Source organism: Thermus tenuipuniceus (assembly GCF_002964845.1).
GTDB classification, from domain to species: Bacteria; Deinococcota; Deinococci; order Deinococcales; family Thermaceae; genus Thermus; species Thermus tenuipuniceus.
Map to the genome: position 1 here is coordinate 34,879 of NZ_PRDA01000003.1, position 22,963 is coordinate 57,841.

Sequence of the window (22,963 nt, forward strand, 5' to 3'; positions counted from 1 at the left end):
CTAAACCTGGACCCCGTGGAGGTCGTAGGTGTCGGCCCGGGTGATGCGAACTTGGATCCTCTCCCCCACCCGAGCCGTGCCATCGGTTTCCACGTAGACCAAGCCGTCTATGCCGGGCGAATCCCGGTAGCTCCGGCCCAGGGCCAGGCCGGGCTCCGGGAGGTCGTCTATCAGGACCTCGAGGATCTTGCCCACGAAGCTTTGGTTCTTTCGCAGGCTGATTTCCGCCTGCACCTCCATGAGCCTGGCCTTCCGCTCCTCCTTGACCTCCTCGGGCACATGGCCCGCAAGGGCGTTGGCCTCGGCCCCCTCCACCGGGGAGTAGGTGAAGACCCCCACCCGGTCCAGCTCCGCCTCCTGCAAGAAGTCCAGGAGGATCTGGAAGTCCTCCTCCGTTTCCCCGGGGAAGCCCACGATGAAGCTGGAGCGGATGGCGAGCCCCGGCACCACCTCCCGCCAGGCCTTTAGGGTCTTCAGGTGGCTTTGGTACCCCCCCGGACGGCGCATGAGGCGGAGGATTCTTTCGGAAGCGTGCTGGAGGGGCACATCCAGGTAGGGAAGCACCTTGCCCTCGGCCATGAGGGGAAGAAGCTCCCGCACGTGAGGGTAGGGGTAGACATAGTGAAGCCGTATCCAGGCTCCAAGCTCCGCCATGTGGGTAAGGAGGTCCTTGAGCTCCGCCTTCACCAGGCGGTCTCCCCAAAAGCTTTCCCGGTGGCGGAGGTCCACCCCGTAGGCGGAGAGGTCCTGGGCGATGAGGAGAAGCTCCCGGGTGCCGGTGGCCACCAGCCGGGCGGCCTCCGCCAGGACCTCCCCGGCGTCGCGGGAGCGCAAACCTCCCCTGAGCTTGGGGATGATGCAAAAGCTACAGCGGTGGTCGCATCCCTCGGAAAACTTCAGGTAGGCGTAGTGCCGGGGAGTGAGCTTCACCTGGGGCGGGATGAGGTCCAAAAGAGGGTTGCGGGGTGCGGGAAGCACCTCCTGCACGGCCTGCAAAACCTGCTCCACCTCCCCTGGGCCGGTGACTTCCAGCACATTGGGGTACCTTTCCCGGATCACCTCGGGCCTGGCCCCCAGGCATCCCGTCACCACCACCTTGCCGTTTTCCCGCAAGGCCTCCCCGATGGCCTCCAGGCTCTCCTCAATGGCCGGGGTGATGAAGCCACAGGTGTTCACCACCACCAGCTCTGCCTCCTCGTAGGTGGCACTGGTTTCGTAGCCGAGGGCCTTCAGCCGGGAAAGGATCTGTTCCGAGTCCACGAGGGCCTTGGGGCAGCCCAGGCTCACAAAGCCGATCTTTGCCATAGACCTCCAGGAGTCCCTTCAGCCCGACGGGCTATCCTCGGGGCTCCGACGCACCAGTATAGCCCCCTTCCCGCCTCCCTGCGAGGAGCATTAAGGGGTTTCAAAGCGACGAGTGAGAGGCTTTCCCGGCTCCCCCAAGGGGCCCAGGTCCTTGCCGTCCAGAAAAACCCGCACCGCCCCAGGGTTCCCGGAGCGCACCTCCACGGGCAGATCAAAGCTGAGCTCCGCCCCCACCTCGGGGATACCCTCGTACAGGCGCTTCTCCCCCTGGGTGACCCTGAGCCAGCTCCGGCCCTCGAGGCGCAGCACCAGCTTCCCCGGGGAAACTTCCGGTTGGGAACTGCTAGAGGCGGGCGCAGACGAAGGCTTGGGAACCAGACGGTAACTTAAGGAGAGGTCCCGGTCCAGGTTCACCTCCTCCTCCACCGGCTCATACCCCGGAAGCTCCAGCCTGAGAAGGCGCCTGCCTCCTTCCAGGGGTGGCGAGGCTAAGGGCGTCTGGCCTAGGTAGAAGCCATCCAGGTACACCCGGGCTCCAGGGGGCTCGCTTACCACCCGAAGCCCATAGCGCTCCGGAGGCTTGGGCGGGGGCTCAAGGGGCAAGCTCACCGTCTGCACGGGTGCCGGACGCAGGACCAGGTAGGCCCCATACCCCAAGGCCCCCAAAAGGGCCAAGGCCAGCAAAAGCAACCAGGGGAAAGGGCGCCGGGAAGGCGGCGGGGGTGGGGGCGAAAAGGTGGGGGCCAAGGGATAAAGGGCCAGAAGGGGCTCGGGATCCAGCCCCAGGAGAAGGGCGTAGCGCCGGAGGTATCCCCGGGTCAAGGCTGGCTCGGGAAGCTCCTCAAAACGGCAGGCCTCGAGGGTCTCCAGCACCTTGGCCTTCAAGGCCAACCGCGCCGCCGCCTCCTTAAGGGAAAGCCCCTTCTCCTCCCGGGCCCGCCTTAACCTTTCCCCCAGTTCGCACACAAGGCTATTCTAGCCCGGCAAAGGCCAGGGCCACCCGGGCCGCCAGGCGGGCGTTTTCCAGGAGAAGCCTCTCGTTGACCCGGTCGGTCTCCCCTTGGGAAAGCTCGGAAAGGCGCCTCAGGAGGTAAGGGGTGAGGGCCTTGCCAAACACCCCTTCCCTGGCCGCTTGGTGGTTGGCCTCCTCCACCCAAAGGGCCACCTCTTCGTAGGGCAGGCCCTGGGACACCGGGTTCACCAGGAGGACTGCCCCTAGGCCCAGCTCCCGGGACTTGCGGAGGATCAAGGCAGCCTCGAGGGGGGTTTCCACCCGGGCGGGCACGGGGAAGGGGGAAGAGGGGGAAAAGAAGGCGGGCAAGCGGTCCGTGCGGTAGCCCACCACGGAAACCCCCAGGGTCTCCAGACGCTCCAGGGTGGCCCTCAGGTCCAGGATGGCCTTGGGCCCGGAGGAAACCACCAGGATGGGGGTGCGGGCAAGGGCCAAGAGATCGGCGCTCTCATCAAAGGGCTCGGGATGCACCCCCCCGATCCCCCCGGTGGCGAAGACCGCGATCCCGTGGCGGTGGGCCAGGTGGACCGTGGCCGCCACCGTGGTCCCGGCGCTTTTCTTCTGAACCAAGAGGGCGGGCAGGTTCCAGAGGCTCGCCTTCTCCGCACCCCCCTGGGCCAAGGCCTCCATCTCCTCCGGGGAAAGGCCGAGGCGCACCTCTCCCCGCACCAGGGCGATGGTCTTGGGGATGGCCCCTTCGGCCCGCACCGCTTCCTCCAGGGCTTTAGCGGTGCGCAGGTTCAGGGGGTAGGGCAACCCATGGGTCAGCAGCGCGGACTCCAGGGCCACCAACGCTTCCGCCATGGGGGAAGAATACCACGCCTCATACCCTTTCCTCCTTGTTTTCTCTAAGCCCCAACGAGATGACGCCCGCCGGAGGTCCTTTCCGGGGGCGCAAGCCAGGGTGGGGTGGTATCAAACCTCCGGCCACACCAAGACTTCCTCCCCCACCTGGAGCCCGTGGAAGAGAAGCAGCTCCGGCGCAAGGCGGATCTCCACCCCCAGACCCTCCGCGCCTTCCACCGAAAGGAGCACCTCCTTCTGGGCCTTCACCCTTGCCCGCTGAAAGGGGCCGTAATGCTCCCGCCAAGCAGAAAGGAGCAAGGCATCCACCTGCGCCCCCTGCCGCCCCAGGGTCACTCGAAGCCGGGCCGTGCGCGGCACCCGGGGAAATACCTCCACCAGGCGCAGCCGGGCCAGGTGGCCCAGGCGCCTCAGGACCTCCCCCAGGGGCAGGGCCAGGCGGGAGGCCAGGTCCAGGGGGCTTTGGCCACTGCCCAGGGCCAGGAGGAGGGAAAGCTCCACGGGGTCCAGGGTACTTTGGACCGCCTGGGCCCGGGACCCCGGCCGCACCAGGTCAAAGGGACCCACCTCCACCCGCTCGTCCAGGAAGCGGATCGCTTGCAAGAGGTAGGCCTCGAGGGGGCCTTCCAGGGAACTCAAGGGGGGTCGCACGGCAAGCAGAAAGCGAAAGCGCCCTTCCTTCAACGCCAGCACCTCCAGCAAGGCCTCCCGCCCCACCTTCTCCCCGAACACCGCATGGACGGGCTGGCCCTGCTCCAGGTAAACCTCCCCCCTTCCACCCCCTGCCTCCACAGCAAAAACCCCAGTCCTTCCCCCCTGGGCGAGGAGCTGCAGCCAGTCAATAGGACCTAAGAGGCGGAAATCGCCTTCCATAGAAAACCGAGGTAGCCCTTGCCGAAGAAGTGCACGTGGGCCAGGAGGTAGTAGACCTGGTACCGGGGCAGGGCCTCCTCCACCTCCTCCGGAATGGGGTAAAGAGTCTGGTAGGCCTGCCAGAAAGCCTTGGGAAACCCTCCGAAAAGGCGCATCATGGCCAGGTCCACCCCCCGCTCTCCCACGAAAAAGGAAGGATCCAAGAGGGCAGGTCCCTCCGGGGTAAAGCGGAGGTTGCCGTGCCAAAGGTCCCCGTGCAGGGGTGCAGGCCCCTCGGCGGGCAGGGGCCTTTGAAAGAGGGCCTCCACCTTGGGTCCAAGGCCCTCGAGGCGGTCCCAAGTGGCTCGCAAGAGAGGCTCTATGCACCGCGAAAAGAAGAACTCCGTCCACTCCCTCCCCTCCCCGCCCGGCAGGGGAAAGGTGCCCAAAAACCCCACCTCGGCCCGGTAGAGCGCTTCCCGCTGGCGGTGTAGCCTCGCCAGCATGCGGGCCAAACCCTCCCAATCGGGTGGGCCTTCCGGCAGATATTCCAGGATCAATCCCTCTTCGGCCGCAAAGAATACCCGGGGCACCCGCACCCCCCGCTCGGCCAGGGCCCTAAGCCCACGGGCTTCCGCGGGGAAGAGGCCTAAAGGAGGGTTCGGCGCAAGCTTCACCACATAGGCCCCCAGGCGGTACACCTGGGAAATATCCCCGCCGTAGAGGGGCTGAGGCGAACCCCCGAACTCAAGCCCCGCTCGTTCCAGAAGCTTCTTGGGATCCATCCTCCCCCAAAAGGTGGTCCAGGAAAGCCCTGACGGCGGCCTCCACCATCCAGTAAACCTCTTGGCAGTCCTCCAGGTCCCCGTAGTACGGGTCCGGCACCTCCCCCCCGCCCAGGTAGTCCAGGAGGAGGTGCACCTTCCCCCTGGCCTCGGGGAAACGCCTTTGCACCTCCGCCAGGTTCTCCCGGTCCATCACCAGGATGTGGTCGTAGTGGAGGGCATCCTCCCGGGTCATCTGCCGAGCCACATGGGGGAAGTAGGCCCCTTCCCGCTCCAGCACTTTGCGGGCCCGGGGATCCATGGGCTCCCCAGCGTGCCAAGCCTCCACGCCAGCGGAATCCACCTCAAACCGGGCCCCCAGGTAGCTTTCCGGCTGACCGAGGCCCCGCTCCCGGATGAGTTTGCGGAACGCTCCTTCCGCCAGGGGGCTTCGGCAGATATTCCCCAAGCAGACAAACAGCACCCGTACGGGACGGTCCATGCCTCCCATGATAAGCGGGTCCTCAGTAAGGAACCTCCGCCACCACCTTCGTACCCCTTCCCGGCTCCGAACGCACCTGGAAGCGCCCACCCCGGGCCTCCACCCGCTCCCGCATCTGGGTGAGGCCAAACCCACCTAAGCCCTGGGCATCGGCGTTTTGGAACCCCTTCCCGTTGTCCCGCACCACCAGCCGCGCCCCTCGCTCCCCCAAGGGGAGGAGCTCCACCTCCACCCGGCTGGGCTTGCCGTGCTTGGCGGCATTGGTGAGGGCCTCCTGCAGAACCCGGAAGAGGACCAGCTCGCTGGCCTGGGAAAGCCCCACTCCTTCCGGCAGGGAAAGCTGCACCCGAAAGCCCGCCTGCTCGGCAAAGGCCTGGGCGTAGCGGCGCACGGATTCCAGGAAGCCGTAGCGCTCCAGGTCAATGGGCCTCAGGGCGAAGATGCTCCGGCGCACCTCCCGGATCTGGGCCCTAAGGGTCTCCTTCACCTCGGCCAAGGCCTTCAGGGCCGCCTCCTGGTCCTTGGCAAGAAGCCTCTCCGCCAGATCCAGCTTCAAGGCCATGAAGGCCAGGCTCTGGGCGATGCCGTCGTGGATCTCCCGGGCGATGCGGGTGCGCTCCTCGTTGATGGCCAGCTCCTCCGCCCTCAGGTAGGCCTGGGCGTTGCGCACCGCCAAGGCCACCTGGGAAGCCAGGAAGGAGAGGAAAGGGATGCGCCGGGAAAGGCCCCTGCCCTTGAGGACCAGCACCCCCACCGTCTCCCGGGCCTTTAGGGGCAAGGCCAGGGTTTCCTCATCCACGAACACCGGCCCCTCGAGGCTCCCCTTCCAAACGCCATCCGGCAGGAAGGGGTGGGAGGGCAGGGCCAGGTTCCGCACCACCCGGGGTACCAGGAACCCCTCCTCGTCCATCAGGAGAACCCCACCCCCCTCCGCCTCCGCCCAGGCCCGGATCCGCTCCAGAAGCCCTTCCAGGAGGCGGTCCAGGTTGGCCTCGGCCTTGAGGGCCTGGTCCACCTCAAAGAGGGTAAGGCGGTCCCGGCTTCGGGCCACCACGGATTGCAGGGCCCCCGCCACCTCGTGGGCCAGGACCTCCAAAAACACCCGTTCCGGCTCCGGGGGGCAAGCCTCCAGGTATCCCTGCAAACCCGGAAGCTCCACCCGCATCCCCCCGCATTCCTCCCCGGCATGGACCCCCTCGGCCTCGAGGGCCACAGGGTACCCCAAGGTTTCCCCCAAAGCCCGGGCGATGCGGGAGACCGCCTCCTCGAGGTTCTCGCTCTCCAAGGCCTCGCGGAACACCCGCCCTGCCGCCAAAAGACGGCGGTTCGCCTCCTCCAAGGCCCTTTCCGCCCGCACCTTCTCCAGGGTTTCCTGGGCGATCCACTCCAGCACCGCATAGGTGACCAGAGGCCCCACCAGGCCGTAAAAGCCGAGCCGTAGCCAGAGGAGGCTATCCACGTGCCGGTAGGGCAGAAGGGCCAGCTCAAAGACCACCACCACCGAAGCGATCAGGGGCGGCAAAAGCCGCTGGGCCAGGCGCACCAATCGGTAAAGGCTGTGGCTAGCCATCCTTTCCCTTCGTACCCTCCTTTTTCAGGGCGGAGGCTACCGCATACCGGCTTTGATGCAGAAGCCCCCTGAGAAGCTGCACCTCCCCCGGGGAAAGCCGGGCCTTGTGGAAGATGCGGCGCAGGCGGCGCATGGCGTAAGGGTGGCGGTGTTCATCGGTGAACCCGATCTCCAGCACATACCGCCCCAAATCGGCGAAGAATCCCTCCAGGGCCGCCACATCCGCCAGTTCCTCCTGGGATACCGTACTGCCCTGCCGCAACGAGGCCTGGTAAAGCTCGTAGGCAAAGACCACCACCGCCTGGGCCAGGTTCAAGGAAGGCTGCTCGGGAGCGGTGGGGATGGTGCCGATGAGGTGGGCCAGGTCCAGTTCCTCGTTGGTGAGGCCAAAGGTTTCCCGGCCAAAGACCAGGGCAACCTCTCCCTTTACGGAAAGCACGTGGACCGGCACCTCCCGGGCCGTCACCACCGGGGCCGGGTAGAGCTCCCGAGGTCTTCCCGTGGTGGCCACCACGAAGCTCACCCCCCCGAGGGCCTCCCCGAGGCTTCCCACCGCCACCGCCCGGTCCAGCACCTCCTCGGCATGCACCGCCAGCCAGTAGGCCTCCCGGGCCCATGGAGGGCCCACCCGGGGCGAGGGATTCACCAGGTAAAGCCGGGAAAGGCCAAAGTTCCGCATGGCCCGGGCCACCGCCCCCACGTTCATGGGCTCCTGGGGTTCCACCAAGACGATGCGCACGCGCTCCAGCACAGCCTCCTCCTCGAGGTCCTCACTGCCCGGGTGGGGGGGTAGGGGAAGTCTCCTCGTTAGAACCCGGGGGGTAGTCCGTAGGCCCCACCCCAGCCGGGGGGGCTGCCTGCGGAAGCCCAGTTCCCTCCGAAGGCGAAGCCTGCGGGGGAGGCGCGGGTACCTTCCCGTGGGGGAACCAGACCTTTACCCCTTCCTGGGAAGGCTGGCCCGAGAGGAAATCCATCCCCACCTGCACCAGGCCTGCGGGCGGAGAGAAATCCCCTCCAGGCCTTCCCCTCAGGGCCCCCGCCACGAACTCCCGCCAGATGGGGGGGTTGACCACGGAGCTGGAAGGCTCCCTCCCTCCCATGCGCAAGGGCTTATTGTCATCCCGGCCCACCCAGACCACTGCGGAAAGTCCTCGGGTCACCCCAGCAAACCACAGGTCCCGGGCCTCGTTGGTGGTGCCGGTCTTCCCCCCCACCACCCGCCCGGGGATGCGGGCCCCTTTGGCCAGACCCTTTTCCCCCAGGTCGTAGACATATCCCTTCAGGAGGTCCCACCCCTGGTAGGCCACCTGGGGATCAAAGAGGCGCCGCCGTTCCGGGAGAGCCTGGTAAAGCACCTGTCCCTGGGCATCCTCCACTCGCTTCACGTAGATGGGAGTAACCCGGTAGCCCCCGTTGACAAAGGCGGCATAGGCCGCCGCCAGGTCCACCGGGGTGATGGAGGCTCCCCCGATGGCGATGGCCAGGGTGGGATACTTCACCGCAAAACCCGCCTGGGACAGTTTTCTCGCCACCTTCTCCACCCCTATGGCCTGAGCGGTGTAGATGGCGGGCAGGTTGAGGGAGAGGTCCAAGGCATAGCGCACCGTGATCTCCCGGTTAAGAAAGGTGCCGGAGAAGTTCTTGGGCCTCCATACCCCTCCCTTCTGGCTGGGATCGGGAAACTCCAGGGGGCGGTCGGGAACCAAGGTGGCCTGGGTCCAACCCTCCTCCAAGGCGGTGGCGTAGACAAAGGGTTTCACCGCACTTCCGGGGTTGCGCAGGGCCCGGGTGGCCCGGTTGTACTCATCCCCCTCCCGCCTTACCCCCCCCACCAGGGCCAGCACCTCCCCCGTTTCGGGATCCAGGCCCACGATGGCCAACTCCGCCCCCTCCGGCAGCCTGGCTCCCTTGGCCGCGGCCTCCGCCGCCCGTTGCATGGCTGGGTCCAAGGTGGTGTACACCTTAAGCCCGCCCTCGCTGTAGACCTTTTCCTTCCCGAAGCGGGTCTCAAGGAAGCGGCGCACCTCGAGGACGAAATGGGGGGCCATCCGGTAGTCCAGCTGCCTGAGGATGCGGGCCTCGGGGTCCACCAGCCTGGCCTCCTGGAGGTTCCCCTCCCCGTCGTAGCGCACCTCCCACCCCTTGGGGGCAAGGGGCTCCCGCCAGGCAGCCTCGGCCACCTCCGGGCTCACCCAGCCCTCGGCCACCATCTGGTTCAGCACCAGGCGCATCCGCTCCCGCACCCCCTTGAGGTCCTGGTACCGGGCATTAGGAGCCGGGATTAAGGAGGCCAGGTAGAGGCCTTCCGCCAGGGTCAAGGCGGCAGGGTCTTTACCGAAATAGGCTTCCGCTGCCCCCTTGATGCCCACGGCGTTGCCTCCCCAGGGCACCACGTTCAGGTACATCTCCAGAATCTCCTCCTTGGTGTAGCGCCTCTCCAGCTCGAGGGCCAGAGCCCACTCCTTGAACTTGCGCTCCAGGGAACGGGCCTGGGCCAGCTCCTTGAGAAGCGTATTTTTGATCACCTGGGTGGTGATGGTGCTTCCTCCCTGGAGATCCCCCCGCAGGATGGCGTAGAGGGCCCCCAGGAGGCGCACGAAATCCACCCCGTAGTGCTGGAAGTAGCGGCGGTCCTCGGAAAAGACCACCGCCGCCACCGCCGCCGGGGAAACCTCAGAAAGCCGCACCAAGCTCCGGTGGATGGCCCTTCCCTCCTCCACGCTGGCGATCTGGGCCAAGGGGGTGCCATCCCGGGCGTAGAGGGTGGAGGTGGCGGTGAGGCGCAGCCGATCAAACTGGGATAGGTCCGGAAGGCCGCGGGTGTAGGCATAGGCCAGATACCCCAAGGCCAAGCCTGCTCCCAGCAAAAGGCTGGCCGGCAGGAGAAACAGGAAGCGGAGCACCCGCACGCCCTTAAGTTTACATGGGCCTACCCCAAACCCAAAAAGCGAAAGAGCTTGTCCCGGGTGAGGGGTTTTTCTATGGCCTTCACCCGTACCACCTCGGCGGTGGTCCGGTGCTTCTCAGTAGGCTCTATGAGCACCGCCAAGGGCACCTCCTTGAGCCGGCGCACATGCCGGATGCGGGCCGCCACGGCAAAGGGATCCACGTCCAGGTCTTGGTCCAAAAGCACATACCGGGGCGTATGGTCCAATAGCCAAAAAAGCCCTTCCCGGGCCAGGTCAAAGTGGCGGATGGGGATGCCCCGCTCGGAAAGCACCAGATCCACATAGGCCCGCAGGGCATCGCTACGGCTTAATAGGAGAAGCCCCGGATAATCCGTCGCCACGGGGCCAGTTTATCCAAGGGTTGCGAAAAGGATGTGAAAAAATCTGGCTGGGGCGCGTGGACTCGAACCACGACCGGCGGATCCAAAGTCCGCTGTCCTGCCATTAGACGACGCCCCAGCGCACAAGGTGCCTGCCCCCAGGGGCAAAGCCACCCAGATTGTAGGGCAAAGAGAGCCTCCCGTCAAATCCCCCTTAGGTTAGCCTCGGCCAAGCCCAGAGGGGATCACACGTTGAAGAGAACGTAGAGGACATCCCCATCCTGGACCTCGTACTCCTTGCCCTCGAGGCGCACCCAACCCCTTTCCTTGGCCTTGGCCCATCCCCCAGCCTCCACCAGCTTTTCCCAGAAGATGACCTCAGCCCGGATGAAGCCCTTCTCCATGTCGGAGTGGATCTCCCCCGCCGCCTCCGGGGCCTTGGTTCCCCGGCGCACCGTCCAGGCCCGCACCTCCTTCTCCCCTGCGGTAAAGAAGGTGATGAGGCCAAGGGCTCTATACCCCGCCTGGGCCAGGCGCTGGAGGCCCCTCTCCCTCAAGCCATAGGCGGCGAGAAGTTCCTGTGCCTCCTCTGGGGAAAGCTCGGCCAGCTCCGCCTCCAGCCGGGCGGAAACCACCACCACCTCGGCCCCCTCGGCCTTGGCCTTTTCCCGCACCGCCTGCACATGCGGGTTGCCCTCCCCCTCGGGTAGGTCCTCCTCACCCACGTTGGCCACGTAGATCACCGGCTTGGCGGTGAGGAGGGGGGTTTCCTTAAGCAGGCGGCGAAGCTCGGCATCCTCTCCCTGCTCTCCGTTTAAGAGGAAGGTGCGGGCGGGCTTCCCCCCTTGCAGGTGGGCGTAAAGGGCCTCCGCCGCCTCGAGGGTGGGGGCCAGGTCCCGGTTGGCCCGGGCCTCCTTCCTAAGCCGCTCAAGCCGCCTTTCCCAGGTGGCGAGGTCGGCCAGGAGGAGCTCGGTTTCCACCACCTCCGCATCCTCCAGGGGATCCACCCGGCCCATCACGTGCACCACATCGGGATCGGGAAAGCACCGGAGCACGTGGGCGATGGCCGCCACCTCGCGGATGTGGGCCAGAAACTGGTTGCCGAGGCCTTCCCCCTTGTGGGCTCCCTTGACCAAGCCCGCGATGTCCACAAACTCCACATGGGTGGGGATCACGGGAGGCACCCTATCGCCCTTGGCAAACACCCTCTGCAAGGCGTAAAGCCTTGCATCCTCCAAGGCCACCACCCCCACGTTCTTGTCGATGGTGGCGAAGGGGTAGTTGGCCGCCAAAGCCTGTGCCCGGGTTAGGGCGTTAAAAAGGGTGGACTTGCCCACGTTGGGTAGACCGACGATTCCCACAGCCAGCATCTCGACCTCAAAAAAAGCCCCACCAAGGGGCCTCTTTTCATCCTATCACACCCTTTGCGTATGATGGCAGGGTATGGACCTGGCCGCCCACATTGACCACACCCTCTTAAAACCCACCGCCACCCCGGAAGAAATCCTTAAGGTGGCGGAGGAAGCCCTGGAACACGGGTTTTTCGGCCTCTGCATCCCTCCATCCTATCTTCCCCTGGTACGGGAGCGTTACCCCCATGCACCCTTTCGCCTGGTAACCGTGGTGGGCTTTCCCCTGGGCTACCAGGCCAAGGAAGTTAAGGCCCTCGAGGCAGCCTTGGCCATCGCCCAGGGAGCCGATGAGGTGGATATGGTGATCCACCTGGGCCGGGCCTTGGCTGGGGATTACGCCTACATCGAGGAAGAAGTCCGAACCGTGCGCCAGGCAGCACCCAAGGCGGTGCTCAAGGTCATCCTGGAGACAGGCTACTTCACCCCTGAAGCCCAGGGTCAGTCCCGTAGGGACTATCTTGGTCAGCCCCGCAGGGGCTATCTTGAAAACCTGGCCGAAGCAGCCATCCAGGGTGGGGCCGACTTCCTGAAAACCTCCACCGGCTTTGGACCCCGGGGGGCCAGCCTGGAGGACGTGGAACTCCTGGTAAGGGTGGCCCGGGGCCGGTCCCAGGTCAAGGCCGCAGGCGGTATCCGCAACCGCGAAACCGCCATCAAGCTCCTCGAGGCGGGGGCCACCCGGCTGGGTACCTCCAGCGGGGTAGCCCTGGTGAAGGGGGAAGATGGGGATGGGTACTAAGTGCCCATGCACGAAGGTGGCCCCATCGGCAAGGGCGAGTGGGGTACTTAAAAGGCGGCGGAGAAAGCCCACCCTGGCCGGGGTTCCCGGCTATCTGCTCCTTCTGGTCATCCTCCTCCTTTGGCTTTTCCAGGAGCTCCGTCCGGGCCTCCCCCCACCTCCCCCACAGGTGGAAGCGGGAGGCGTAGAGGTCTACTTCATGCCCCAGGAGGGAGAGGCCGCCAAGGCCCGGCTCATCGCCCTCATGGACGGAGCCAAGGAAAGCTTGGATGGGGCCTTTTACGAGTTTCGCGACCTGGAGATCGCCAAGGCCTTGCTCAGGGCCAAGGAGCGGGGGGTGAGGGTGAGGCTCTACGGGGAAAGCGATTACCGAAGCGATTTCCGCCGCTACCTGGTGGGGGCCTCCCTGGGCCAACAGGGGGAACCCCCCAGGGTACCCCAGGAAGCGTTACGGCAACGGGTCAAGCCCCTGTCCCTGGATTGCGAAGAGATCGTGGGCATCCCCGTTTGCTTTGACGAGCGGGAAGGCTTCATGCACCACAAGTTCCTGGTGGTGGACGGCGGGGCGGTCTGGACTGGAAGCACCAACATGACCTGGAACGCATTCGCCCGGAATAACGAAAACAGCCTCCTGCTGCCTTCCTCCATCCTGGCTCAGGGGTATGCCCGGGAGTTCCAAGCCCTCTTCACGGGCACCAAGGAGGGTTTAGGGGAACCGGTTACCTTCAGCCTCTCCTCGGAAAAGGGCATACCGGTGGAGGGCACCGCCTACTTCAGCCCCAAAGGAGGTGCGCTGGGCCGGGAGGCTCTTCTGGACAGGCTCAGGGCTGCCAGGAAAGAAATCCTGGTGGCGGCCTTCGTCCTCACGGACCGGGAGGTGGTGGAAGCCCTGGTCCAGGCCAAGAGGCGAGGGGTGGGGGTGCAGGTCCTGTTGGAAACCCGCAACCTCGAGGATAGCCGGGAAGGCGACCTCCTGCGGGCCGGGATGGCGGTGCGGAAGGACGGCAACCCTTACACTCTCCACCACAAGGTGATGGTGATCGACAGCACTTTTGTGATCACGGGAAGCTACAACTTCACCGCCAGGGCTTGGCAGGTGAACAACGAGAACCTTCTGATCCTGCAAAGCCCCGCCCTGGCGGAACGCTACCAGGAGGAGATCCTGAGGCTATGGCGGGAAGGGCAACCCCTTTAGTGCTGACCCTGGCCTCGGGAAGCCCTAGGCGCAGGGCTCTCCTCGAGGCCCTGGGCTTTCCCCTTAGGGTGGTGCCCCCTAGGGTGGAGGAAGTTGGGGAAGACCTTCCCCAAGACCCCAGGGAGCTAGCCCTAGCCCTGGCCCGGCGCAAAGGGGAGGAGGTGCCGGGGGAGTGGGTGCTGGCGGCGGACACCGTGGTGGACCTGGACGGCCGGGTCCTCGGCAAGCCCAGGGATCGGGTGGAAAACCACCTCTTCCTCCGCCTCCTTTCCGGGAGAACCCACCAGGTCCACACCGCCATCTACCTGCGCACCCCTCAGGATTTGGTGGTGGAGGTACACACCACCCGGGTCCGCTTCCGCAACCTTTCCCAGGAGGAAATCGCCTGGTACGTGCAGAGCGGGGAAGGCCTGGACAAGGCGGGAGGCTACGGGGCCCAGGGCTTGGGAATGGCCCTTTTGCAGGGGATTGAGGGGGATTTCTACACGGTGGTGGGCCTGCCTGTGGCCCGGGTTTTTGCCCTCCTTTGGGAAAGGGGGTTTAGGCCATGAGGGAAGTGGCCCTGCGCCGGGGGCTTTTCCTCCTCCTGTTGGCCTTGGGCCTGGCCATGGCGGCCCTAACGCGCCCCCTTGCCCCCCGCCTTGCCCTCACCCTTTCCCCCCTCACCGCTCCCCTGCCCGCCCTGGGCCACCGCCTGGGGCAGAACCTGCGGGCTGCCTCCGCCATTCTCCTGAACCGTCAAGACCTCTACAGGGAAAACCGCTCCCTGAAGGCCCAGCTCGCCCAGCTGGAAAGCGAAAACCGAAGGCTCCGCCTCGAGGTGGAGCGCCTCTCCCGGGCCCTCAAGGTCCAGGCCACCCAGGCCCCCGGGGTGGTGGCGGTGGCCCCGGTGGTGGGGGAGGACCTCTCCGGCCTTTACCGCCGCCTTATCCTGGGCCTAGGGGAGCGGGATGGCCTCCGGGTGGGCATGCCGGTGACCGCCCCGGAAGGGCTGGTGGGGCTCATCGTGGAGGTGGAGGAACGCCGGGCCCTGGTGCGCACCCTTCTGGACCCGGAAAGCCAGGTGGGCGTGCGGCCGGAAAAGGCCCCGGGGCGGGGAGTGGCCCGGGGGGGTCCCCCTGACCATCTGGTGGCGGAGTTTCCCCCCACGGTCCAGGTGGCTCCGGGAGACCTCCTGCTTACCGGAGCTCCCTTGGGCCTTTTCCCGGACGGGATCCCCGTGGGCCGGGTGGAACGCGTCGAGCGCGTCCAAGGGGGTTTAAAGCTACGGGCCTGGGTCAAGCCTCTGGTGGAGCTTTCCCTACTGGAGGAGGTTATCGTGCTGAGGCCCTTATGATGGGGATTCTTCTCCTCTTCACCCTTGTGCTCTCCGGATTCCTAGGAGCCCTCTGGCCCCAGGGGCTGATGGCCCCGGACCTCTTCCTGGTCCTGGCCCTCCTTTATACCCGTAGCCTTCCCTATTACCTGGGCCTTCCTTGGGCCTTTTTCCTGGGGCTTGTGCAAGACCTCCTGGGCTATGGGCTTCTGGGCCTCCATGCGGTGGGGCTCCTGAGCGCCAGCTACGCCTTCTATGCGGCAAGCCGCCGCCTGGCCCCGGGAGAAACCCCTGGGGTTCTCTTTTCCTTTTTCTGGGCCTTTTTGGCCAAGTGGGGGGGCTACTTCCTGGTGGCCTACTGGCTCCGCCTGGAGCTTCCTTCCCTCTTGCCCCTGGACCTTCTCCTCGAGGGCCTCTTCACCCTCCCCTTGCTCCTCCTGGCCTGGCGCTTTCTGCCCTCCTCCCGACGACCATGACCGGCCGGCTTTACGCCCTCATGCTCTTCTTCCTCCTGGCCTTCGGCCTCCTGGCCTTAAGGGCCTGGCACCTCCAGGTGTTGGAGCACGAGCGGTACGCCCTAAAGAGCCAGGGAAACTACCTGAAGACCGAGGGCATTCCCGCCCCCCGGGGCCGCATCCTGGACCGCAAGGGACGGGTGATCGCCCAGGACCGGCTGGTGGTGGACCTGGTGTACGAGGAGGGCGAGGTAGCCTTCAAGGAAAGGCTCCTCCCCCTCCTGGGCCTGAAGGAACTCCCCAAGGTCCAAGGTCCCACGGTCCTCAAGGCAGGGGTACCCGAACACCTCCTACCCACCCTGGCGGAGATCACCGCTGGGCAGAAAAACCTTAGGCTGGTGGAGCGCATCGAGCGCTCCTACCCTAACCCCATCTCGGGCCCCGTCCTGGGGTATGTGCTTCAGGCCAATGCCGAGCAGGTGAAGCGGGGATACAGCCCCGACGAGCAAGTGGGCCAAGCAGGCCTCGAGGCGGCCCTCGAGCCCTACCTCCGGGGTAAGCGCGGGGTGAAGGCGGTGGAGGTCAACGTCCGGGGGGAGCGCCTTAGGGAAACCATCCTGGAGGAACCCACCCCCGGGCAGGATGTGGTCCTCACCCTGGACCTGGACCTCCAGCGGGCGGCGGAAAAGGCCCTGGAAGAAGCCTTGGCCGACATCAACGCCGGGCGGAGGTCCAAGGGTCTTTCCCCCGCCACCCGGGTCAAGGGGGCCATCGTGGCCGTAAATCCCAAAACGGGGGAGGTTCTGGCCATGGCCAGCGCCCCATCCTTCAACCCGAGCCTTTTCGCCAAGCGGCCCGTACCCCAGGAGGTCCAGGCCCTTCTTAAGGACAAGGACCTTCCCCTCATGAACCGGGCGGTGCAACCCTATACCCCGGGCTCCACCTTCAAGCTGGCCACCAGCTACACCCTTCTGGAAGAGGGGTACGTGAACCCCTCCACCGCCTTACGGTGCAGCCCCTACATCGTCTTTGGAGGCCAGGTACGCCGCAACTGGGCCACCTGGGATATGGGCCCCATGACCGTTAAGGAGGCCATCGCCTGGAGCTGCAACACCTGGTACTACCAGGCGGTGGCCCAGGACCCCCTGGGGGTGGTGGACCGCCTGGCGGCGAGGGCCCGACTTCTGGGCCTAGGGGAAGCTACCGGGCTGGAAATCGCCGAGCGGACGGGACTTCTCCCCACCCGGGCATGGAAGCGGGAGACCTTCAAAGAGCCCTGGTACCCGGGGGAAACCCTTTCCCTGGCCATCGGGCAGGGCCCCGTCCTCACCACCCCAGCCCAGGTGGCCCGGATGCTCTCCACCATCGCCAACAGTGGAGAGAAGCCTACCCTCCACCTGGTCAAACGCCTCGGCCCGAGGGAGGTTAAACCCCGGCTTGAACCGGTTCCCGGGCGTTTCTGGACAATCCTTCAAGAGGGCCTACGAAAGACCGCGAAGGAGGGTACCGCCCGCCATATCCTCGGGAGCTTTCCCGTACCCACTGGCGGCAAAACGGGCACCGCGGAAACCCCAGGCAAGCGGGCGGGCCTCGAGCACGCCTGGTACATGGGTTATGGCCCCGCTGAACCTGGCTCCCCTTACCCTCCCCTGGTGGTGGTGGCCTTCTTTGAAAACGGGGGGGAGGGAAGCCGCGTGGCCCTTCCCGCGGTGCGCAAGGTAATGGCCGCCTACTGGCAGGTGGAGGAAGCCCAGGCCAGGTAGAATAGCGCCATGCGCCTCCGCGCCACCCCCAAAGCCCTAGCCCTGCGCTTGGATGGGGGGGAAACCCCAGAAGAAGTCCAGAACCTCAAGCTTCCGGAAGACCTCCCCCTCGAGGTGGAGGTGGCCGGGCCCGTGTCGGGACCGGTGCTCCAAGCCCTCCTGGAGCTAGGCCGGCCCCTCACCCTGATCCCTCCCAGAAACCGCCTTCCCGCCGGTACCCTGGTCCTCAGCAAAACCCTTCGTTCCGGCGAACGGGTGGAGCACCCCGGCACGGTGGTGGTTTTGGGCGACGTGAACCCCGGGGCCGAGGTGGTGGCGGGGGGGGACGTGATCGTGGTGGGTAAGCTACGGGGTCTGGCCCATGCGGGGGCAGGAGGCGACGAGGAGCGCTTCATCTTCGCCCTGGAGCTGGCTGCCAAACAGGTGCGCATCGGCGCCCACTTAGCCCAGGCACCAGAGGAACAGGACACCCGGGGCCCCGAGATCGCCCGGGTCCAGGAAGGAACCATCGTGGTGGAGCCGGCTAGAAAGCGATAGTTCCTGTTTCTACCCCGTACCGCTTCAGCACAAGATAAATGACCCAACCAGATGCGGCCACGTATAGCCAAATGGGCACCAGTACCTTAGCCCAGCGCTTGTGTAGAACAAACTCCCCCCTAAAAGCCCGCCAGATCACATAAAGGGCTAAAGGTCCGTTGACGGCGGCCAGGAGGGTGTGGGTGATGAGGAGAACGTAGTAGGCGCCCCGCCAGGCCTCAGGCCCCCCGTAGGCGGTGGTACCGTGAAGGGCCCACTTGGCAAGATAGAACACCAGGAAAAGGAAGGCTAAGGAAGTGGCCGCCAACATGGCCCGATGGTGGGCTACCCTGTTCCCTTTTTTGATCAAGACCACCCCTGTCACCAAGGCCAATCCGGAAAGCACGATGCTCCACACCGCCAGCAAACCCAAAAGCTCCTTCACGACTTTCCCTCCCCTAGCCGCTCACCAAGAAGCCGGACCGGCTCCAGCTTTGCGGTGCGCGCGTAGCTGTAACCCCTCAGGTAATCCTCCTCCTGGCCCAATAGCTGGTACAGCCTAAGGTAGGCCACAGCCAAAAGTCCATCCCGCTCCCGCCCTGGGGGAAGCCGGTGGAGAAGCCTGACGATCTCGCGGAACCTGGGAACCCGGCTGACCTCGAGGGGAGTCCCCCTCAACGCCCGGGCCAGGTCCGCCAAGGTGTCGCCGTTAGGCCTCATAGCCCCCAGGAGTGTACCACACCCTGCCCCTAGGGAATACGCCGGCTGGTGCGGTTTCCAGCGGCATCCACCGCAAGCAACACAGCCCCGGCCGGAACCTCTGCGGAAAAGGCCACCGTAGCCTCCTTGGGAAGGGAAAGGGGATCAAAACGGCCGCCCGTCTGGACCACCACCCGATCCACCAGGACGTTATCCTCCACCCGCCCGTAGACCCGGTACAAGCTCCCCTCCCGCTCCACCCGCTCCAGCACGATGCGAGGGGGCGCTGCATCCAGCACCAGGGGGACCCGCTTCTCCCCCCGGTTACCCCGGGCATCCTCGGCCTCTAGGAGAAGCTCCACCCTCCCAGAGGCCGGAGCCTGCAGGCGGAAACGAAACTGAACCAGCCGCTTACCCGCCTCCCCAGAGGACAGGATCTCTTGCCCATTGACCCGGACGCTCACCACCCCCGAGGGATCGAAGGCATAGCCCTGCACCCTAACCTCCCTTCCCGGGGCCACCGCTCCGCCCAAGGGCTCGGTAAGCCCCACCTCAGGGGGGGCGGTGTCGGGCCTGGCACAGGAGGCAAGAGCAAAAACAATAAACAGATAGAGGAGGTGCGCGCGCATCTCCTCTATCCTAAAGGGCAAACGCACTTCAACGCAGAATCACACCTACGCGCCCAGCAAAATATGGTCCAAAAGTTGAAGTGGGGAAGAGCACATGCACACCAAGCTGACCCTCAAAGTAGGGATTAATGGGCGGATCGGGAAGTTGAATCTCCACTCCCACGAGCCCATGGGGGTAGACTCCAAAAACCGTGCTACCAAAGGCCATGCTTGCCCCCAGGCCAAGCCCGTAATACCAGCTCATTCCCATGCTCGAGTAACCGGGCAAGGATGTCTTTGCCAAAATCAAAGCAGCATCCCCCGCGATACCAAAGAAGCCAAACCCAGCTCCAAGGCGGAGATTAGCGCTTTGATACTGGAAGCCAAGATACGTAGGGTAACCGGAATAGAAACCAACCCCTGGCGTCTGAGCGAAGCCAACAGATAACGCAAACATTCCTAACAAGCCCCAAAAAAATTTCCTCATTGCTGACACCTCCACCTTAAGGTTAGGGAAACTGCCAGTAGATGTCAAGTAGTATATAAAGCGTTTATCCTCACATACCCCTCCGTCAGATCACACCCCCACGCCACGCCCACCCCCTTTCCCTCCTGAAGGTCCACCAGGACCTCCACTTCCTCGGCCCGCATGGCCTGGCTCGCCGCCTCCCGGTCAAAGGGAAGAGCGCCCCCGGCATAGAGGGTAATCCCCTGGACCTGAATCCTCACCCTTAGGGGATCAAACCGGGCCCCTGAGTTGCCCAAAGCCGCCAGAATGCGGCCCCAGTTGGGATCGTTTCCGTAAAGGGCTGCCTTCCAGAGGGCACTACCCGCCACCGCCCTGGCCGCCCGCCGGGCCTCCTCCTCCGTGGCCGCCCCCACCACCCGCACGGTCATGAGCTTGGTAGCTCCCTCCCCATCCCGGGCGATCTTCCTCGCCAGCTCCTGGGCTACTGCCTCCAGGGCCGGGAAAAAGGCCTCGAGGGGCACTGCGCCATAAGCCCCGTTCGCCATCACCAGGGCGAGGTCGTTGGTGGAGGTATCCCCGTCCACGGTCACCTGGTTGAAGGTGCGGTCCACAATGCCCCGCCAGGCTTCCCGCAAAGCCCCTTGGGGAAGGGAAGCGTCGGTCACCAAAAAGGCCAGCATGGTGGCCATGTTGGGATGGATCATCCCGCTGCCCTTGGCGATACCCACGATCCTCGCCCCCTCCACCTCGGCCTCGGCTACCTTGGGGACCAAGTCGGTGGTGAGGATGGCCTCGGCGAAGGCACCGGCATAGGGGGTAAGCTCAATCTGGGGTAAACCCGCCTCCACCTTTTCCACGGGAAGGGGAACCCCGATGACCCCCGTGGAAGCGGTCAAGACCTCCTCCACGGGCACTCCCAGGCGTAGGGCAGCGGCCTCGGCCATGCGCCGATCGTCCACAAAGCCCCGCTCCCCGGTGGCGCAGTTGGCGTTGCCCGCGTTGACCACCACTGCCCGCAAGGTCCCACCCTGGGCGTAAAGGGCTCTACCCCGGTGAATGGAGGGGGCCGCAGCCCGGTTCTGCGTGGCCACATAGGCCCAGGAAGCGGGAAGGCCGGAAACCAACAAGGCCAGATCGGGCTTGCCGGAAGGCTTGATGCCCGCCCGGGTAGCCCCGGCGCGAAAACCCCGGGGAAGCTTTACGGCCATAGGCCCTCCTTGGGAAGTGCGGTCTCCTCAGGCAGACCCAGCATGAGGTTTAGGTTTTGCACCGCCTGACCCGCCATGCCCTTGACCAAGTTATCCAAGGCAGCAAAAACCATCACGCGCCCTGTCCGGGCCTCATAAAGGGGTTTCACATCCACCCGGTTGGAGGCGTAGGTGCCCTTGGTTTCGGGCAGGGCCTCCCGCAATACCCGCACAAAGGGCTCCCCTACGTAAAAATCCCCATAAAGCTCGTCCAAGGTACCCTGGTTCCAATCCCCATCCACCTCAGCCTCCACTGTGACCAGGATGCCCCGGGTCATGGGCACCAGATGGGGCACAAAGGAAAGGCGCACCTCCCCCACTGGCCCATGGGTTTTTACCCTAGGCCCCTGGGCCACAAGGCGGCCCAGGTTCCTCTCCATCTCGGGAATATGGCGGTGGGTACCCCCCACCCTGTAGGGCCTAAGGTTCTCGTTCACCTCGGCAAAAAAGGTACCCTCCCCTCCCCTGCCCGCCCCGGAGACCCCGCTTAAACCCACCACAAAGGCCCCCTGCAAGACACCTTCCGCCGCCAGTGGGGCCAAAGCCAAAGTGGTGGCCGTCACGTAACAACCAGGGTTGGCCACCAAGCGCGCCCCCCCAAGCTCCTCCCGATGCAGCTCGGGAAGGCCATAGACCGCCTCCCGGTAAAGCCCTGGGCTCTTGTGAGGGATCCCGTACCAGGATTCGTAAACCTCCGGGGGAAGCCGGAAGTCCCCGGAGAGGTCTATTACCCGGCTGCCCTCCTCCAGGGCCCTTGGAGCAAGCTCCATGGCAAGTCCGTTGGGCAAGGCCAAAAAGACCACCTCAGCCCGCCCCAGTACTTCCTCCAAGGTGGCAAAAAGCCCCTCATCCCATAGCTGGGGCCAGGCGGCGGAAAGGGGTTTCCCCTCGTGTTTGCGGCTGCTAAACCCCACCAGCTCCACCCCGGGGTGGGCCTTAAGAAGGCGAATCAGTTCCCCTCCCCCATACCCCGAGGCCCCGATGATCCCCACCCTTACCACGGCACCTCCAAAGGGATGTCAGGGAAGGCCAAGGGAGCCAGTTTCTCCCCAGGAGAAAGCCAAAGCTGCTCCCGGTAGTGGTCGCCCCCAGAACCCCGGAAGACCAAGAGGCGAGAGGCGTTCAAGTCCGCCACCCAGACCTCGAGGATCCCCGTCTCCGCATAAAGGGGTAGCCTCTTCTCCAGGTCATAGGCCAAGCTGGCCCCGGCCACCTCCACCAAAAGCAACACATCCCCCGGCTCAGGCAAGGCTCCTCCATAGTCCTTAGGCCGAAGCAGAAGCAGGTCGGGCTCTACATAGGTATCCTTACCCAAAGCCAAAGGGCCTTGGGGCTGTACCCAAGCTTGGGGGAATGTTTGCACCAGGAGCCGGTTGAGCCGGTTGACCATGTACGCATGCCGAGGGCCTATGGGTGCCGTCTGGTAGATCTCCCCCCTCAAAAGCTCCACACCCCGCTCGGGCAGGGGAAGCCGTAGAAACCCCTCGAGGGAGAAGCGGTAAGGCCGGACCATGTCCCTAGCTTAGCAGGCGCAGGAGGACGGCCTTAGCGGTGTGGAGACGGTTTTCCGCCTGATCAAAGACCCGGCTACGGGGCCCGTGCACCGCCTCCTCGGTGGTCTCCTCCCCGTAATGGGCGGGAAGGCAGTGGAGAAAAATACCCTCGGGCCGGAGAAGCTTCAAGAGCTCTCCGTTAACCTGAAAGCCATGGAAGTCCTGGAGCCTTCTTTCCCGTTCCGCCTCCTGGCCCATGCTGGTCCAGACATCGGTGTAAAGGGCATGGGCCCCCAGGACCGCCTCCTTGGGATTATGGGTGAAGAGGGCCCCCGCCTTTTCCACCAGGGTAGGATCCGGCTCGTAGCCCCTTGGGGTGGCCACCCGCATCCGAAGGCCCACCAAGGGGGCCACCTCCAGAAGCGAGTTCAACACGTTGTTCCCATCCCCCACCCAGGCCACCTCGAGGCCCTCCCATCCCCCGAAAGCCTCCTTCAGGGTAAGGAGGTCCGCCAAGGCCTGCAGGGGATGGGCCCGGTCGGAAAGGGCGTTGATCACCGGAACCCGGGCATGGCGGGCGAGCTCCTCCACGGTCTCGTGCCGGTACACGCGGGCGGCGATCCCCTCCACGAAGCGCTCCAGGTTCTTGGCTATGTCCCTCACAGGCTCACGCTCGCCGATGCCTACCTGTTTCTGGTCCAGGTAGACCGCATGCCCTCCCAGGCGAAGCATGGCCACCTCGAGGGTGGTGCGGGTGCGCAAGGAGGGTTTCTCAAAGAGAAGGGCTAGGACCTTCCCCTTAAGGTCCTCCCCGCGGTACCGCTCCCTTTTCAGCCTTTCCGCCGAGGTCAGGAGGGCCTCAACCCCCTGGCGATCATGGGCCGAGAAGTCCAAAAGGTCCTTGGGCCGAGTGAGGGCGTCTCCCACCATGAGGCTTATAGGATACCCCACCCTTGCAAACTTATGCAACCCCGG

The 22,963-nt window shown here is 65.2% G+C and carries 26 protein-coding genes and 1 tRNA gene; 7 read left to right on the top strand and 20 right to left on the bottom strand.

Annotated features, from left to right (window positions below; all coding sequences use genetic code 11):
* The 12 genes from rimO to ychF form a co-directional block, all read right to left on the bottom strand.
* Positions 1-1,305 (bottom strand): 30S ribosomal protein S12 methylthiotransferase RimO, encoded by a 1,305-nt coding sequence (gene rimO, locus C2847_RS06230; protein ID WP_105317581.1) that lies wholly within the window; start codon positions 1,303-1,305, stop codon positions 1-3.
* Between the two features lie 90 nt (positions 1,306-1,395).
* Positions 1,396-2,271, bottom strand: coding sequence for a RodZ domain-containing protein (locus C2847_RS06235; RefSeq protein ID WP_105317582.1), 876 nt, complete (start codon positions 2,269-2,271; stop codon positions 1,396-1,398).
* A gap of 4 nt (positions 2,272-2,275) precedes the next feature.
* Positions 2,276-3,121 (bottom strand): pseudouridine-5'-phosphate glycosidase, encoded by an 846-nt coding sequence (locus tag C2847_RS06240; RefSeq protein ID WP_105317583.1) that lies wholly within the window; start codon positions 3,119-3,121, stop codon positions 2,276-2,278.
* Positions 3,122-3,232: 111 nt separating this feature from the next.
* Entirely contained in the window at positions 3,233-3,994 is a 762-nt protein-coding gene (locus C2847_RS06245) for a DUF4388 domain-containing protein (protein WP_105317584.1), read from the bottom strand.
* Positions 3,970-4,758 (bottom strand): fructosamine kinase family protein, encoded by a 789-nt coding sequence (locus C2847_RS06250; protein ID WP_105317585.1) that lies wholly within the window; start codon positions 4,756-4,758, stop codon positions 3,970-3,972. The genes C2847_RS06245 and C2847_RS06250 overlap by 25 nt, the downstream gene beginning before the upstream one ends.
* Positions 4,721-5,248 carry a low molecular weight protein-tyrosine-phosphatase gene (locus C2847_RS06255; protein WP_164835654.1) on the bottom strand — a complete coding sequence of 176 codons (528 nt, stop codon included), beginning with the start codon at positions 5,246-5,248 and terminating at the stop codon, positions 4,721-4,723. The genes C2847_RS06250 and C2847_RS06255 overlap by 38 nt, the downstream gene beginning before the upstream one ends.
* Positions 5,249-5,261: 13 nt before the next feature.
* Positions 5,262-6,809: a sensor histidine kinase gene (locus C2847_RS06260; RefSeq protein ID WP_105317586.1), complete on the bottom strand. Its 1,548-nt coding sequence runs from the start codon at positions 6,807-6,809 to the stop codon at positions 5,262-5,264.
* Complete coding sequence (locus C2847_RS06265) at positions 6,802-7,557, bottom strand: RNA methyltransferase (RefSeq protein WP_105317665.1); 756 nt, start codon at positions 7,555-7,557, stop codon at positions 6,802-6,804. The genes C2847_RS06260 and C2847_RS06265 overlap by 8 nt, the downstream gene beginning before the upstream one ends.
* A 22-nt stretch (positions 7,558-7,579) precedes the next feature.
* On the bottom strand, positions 7,580-9,718 hold the full coding sequence (locus C2847_RS06270) for a transglycosylase domain-containing protein (RefSeq protein ID WP_105317587.1): 2,139 nt from the start codon (positions 9,716-9,718) through the stop codon (positions 7,580-7,582).
* Positions 9,719-9,738: 20 nt separating this feature from the next.
* Entirely contained in the window at positions 9,739-10,098 is a 360-nt protein-coding gene (locus tag C2847_RS06275; RefSeq protein ID WP_105317588.1) for a response regulator, read from the bottom strand.
* A 44-nt stretch (positions 10,099-10,142) separates the two neighbouring features.
* A tRNA-Gln gene (locus C2847_RS06280) sits at positions 10,143-10,216 on the bottom strand.
* A 106-nt stretch (positions 10,217-10,322) separates the two neighbouring features.
* A complete protein-coding gene (gene ychF, locus C2847_RS06285; RefSeq protein ID WP_105317589.1) occupies positions 10,323-11,447 on the bottom strand; it encodes a redox-regulated ATPase YchF in 1,125 nt (374 codons plus the stop codon).
* A gap of 73 nt (positions 11,448-11,520) precedes the next feature.
* Here ychF and deoC point away from each other — a divergent pair, with 73 nt between their 5' ends.
* From deoC to minC, 7 genes are read left to right on the top strand one after another with little or no spacing between them, the layout of a single operon-like run.
* Positions 11,521-12,228 carry a deoxyribose-phosphate aldolase gene (gene deoC, locus C2847_RS06290; RefSeq protein WP_105317590.1) on the top strand — a complete coding sequence of 236 codons (708 nt, stop codon included), beginning with the start codon at positions 11,521-11,523 and terminating at the stop codon, positions 12,226-12,228.
* A 16-nt stretch (positions 12,229-12,244) separates the two neighbouring features.
* A complete protein-coding gene (locus C2847_RS06295; protein WP_244187371.1) occupies positions 12,245-13,423 on the top strand; it encodes a phospholipase D-like domain-containing protein in 1,179 nt (392 codons plus the stop codon).
* Entirely contained in the window at positions 13,399-13,974 is a 576-nt protein-coding gene (locus C2847_RS06300; RefSeq protein WP_105317591.1) for a Maf family protein, read from the top strand. The genes C2847_RS06295 and C2847_RS06300 overlap by 25 nt, the downstream gene beginning before the upstream one ends.
* On the top strand, positions 13,971-14,759 hold the full coding sequence (mreC, locus tag C2847_RS06305) for a rod shape-determining protein MreC (RefSeq protein WP_105317592.1): 789 nt from the start codon (positions 13,971-13,973) through the stop codon (positions 14,757-14,759). Before C2847_RS06300 ends, mreC begins: the two co-directional genes overlap by 4 nt.
* Positions 14,756-15,214 (top strand): rod shape-determining protein MreD, encoded by a 459-nt coding sequence (gene mreD / locus C2847_RS06310; RefSeq protein WP_105317593.1) that lies wholly within the window; start codon positions 14,756-14,758, stop codon positions 15,212-15,214. The genes mreC and mreD overlap by 4 nt, the downstream gene beginning before the upstream one ends.
* On the top strand, positions 15,211-16,956 hold the full coding sequence (locus tag C2847_RS06315; RefSeq protein ID WP_105317594.1) for a penicillin-binding transpeptidase domain-containing protein: 1,746 nt from the start codon (positions 15,211-15,213) through the stop codon (positions 16,954-16,956). Before mreD ends, C2847_RS06315 begins: the two co-directional genes overlap by 4 nt.
* Before the next feature lie 9 nt (positions 16,957-16,965).
* Positions 16,966-17,493, top strand: coding sequence for a septum site-determining protein MinC (minC, locus tag C2847_RS06320; RefSeq protein WP_105317595.1), 528 nt, complete (start codon positions 16,966-16,968; stop codon positions 17,491-17,493).
* Here minC and C2847_RS06325 read toward each other — a convergent pair.
* The 8 genes from C2847_RS06325 to argF are packed head-to-tail and all read right to left on the bottom strand — an operon-like array spanning position 17,480 to position 22,918.
* Entirely contained in the window at positions 17,480-17,917 is a 438-nt protein-coding gene (locus C2847_RS06325; RefSeq protein WP_105317596.1) for a DUF420 domain-containing protein, read from the bottom strand. The two genes, minC and C2847_RS06325, sit on opposite strands and share 14 nt — an antisense overlap.
* A complete protein-coding gene (locus tag C2847_RS06330; RefSeq protein ID WP_105317597.1) occupies positions 17,914-18,192 on the bottom strand; it encodes a hypothetical protein in 279 nt (92 codons plus the stop codon). The genes C2847_RS06325 and C2847_RS06330 overlap by 4 nt, the downstream gene beginning before the upstream one ends.
* Before the next feature lie 29 nt (positions 18,193-18,221).
* Positions 18,222-18,800 (bottom strand): Ig-like domain-containing protein, encoded by a 579-nt coding sequence (locus C2847_RS06335; protein WP_105317598.1) that lies wholly within the window; start codon positions 18,798-18,800, stop codon positions 18,222-18,224.
* A gap of 28 nt (positions 18,801-18,828) precedes the next feature.
* The gene (locus C2847_RS12170) at positions 18,829-19,266 is read right to left on the bottom strand and encodes a hypothetical protein (protein WP_128415164.1); all 438 of its coding nucleotides are present in this window, start codon (positions 19,264-19,266) and stop codon (positions 18,829-18,831) included.
* A gap of 44 nt (positions 19,267-19,310) precedes the next feature.
* Complete coding sequence (argJ, locus tag C2847_RS06340; RefSeq protein WP_105317599.1) at positions 19,311-20,456, bottom strand: bifunctional glutamate N-acetyltransferase/amino-acid acetyltransferase ArgJ; 1,146 nt, start codon at positions 20,454-20,456, stop codon at positions 19,311-19,313.
* On the bottom strand, positions 20,447-21,487 hold the full coding sequence (argC, locus tag C2847_RS06345) for an N-acetyl-gamma-glutamyl-phosphate reductase (RefSeq protein ID WP_208619938.1): 1,041 nt from the start codon (positions 21,485-21,487) through the stop codon (positions 20,447-20,449). Before argC ends, argJ begins: the two co-directional genes overlap by 10 nt.
* Positions 21,488-21,489: 2 nt before the next feature.
* The gene (locus C2847_RS06350) at positions 21,490-22,008 is read right to left on the bottom strand and encodes a Uma2 family endonuclease (protein ID WP_105317601.1); all 519 of its coding nucleotides are present in this window, start codon (positions 22,006-22,008) and stop codon (positions 21,490-21,492) included.
* Between the two features lie 4 nt (positions 22,009-22,012).
* Positions 22,013-22,918, bottom strand: a complete 906-nt coding sequence (gene argF, locus C2847_RS06355; RefSeq protein WP_105317602.1) for an ornithine carbamoyltransferase — start codon at positions 22,916-22,918, stop codon at positions 22,013-22,015.
* Positions 22,919-22,963: the final 45 nt, after the last annotated feature.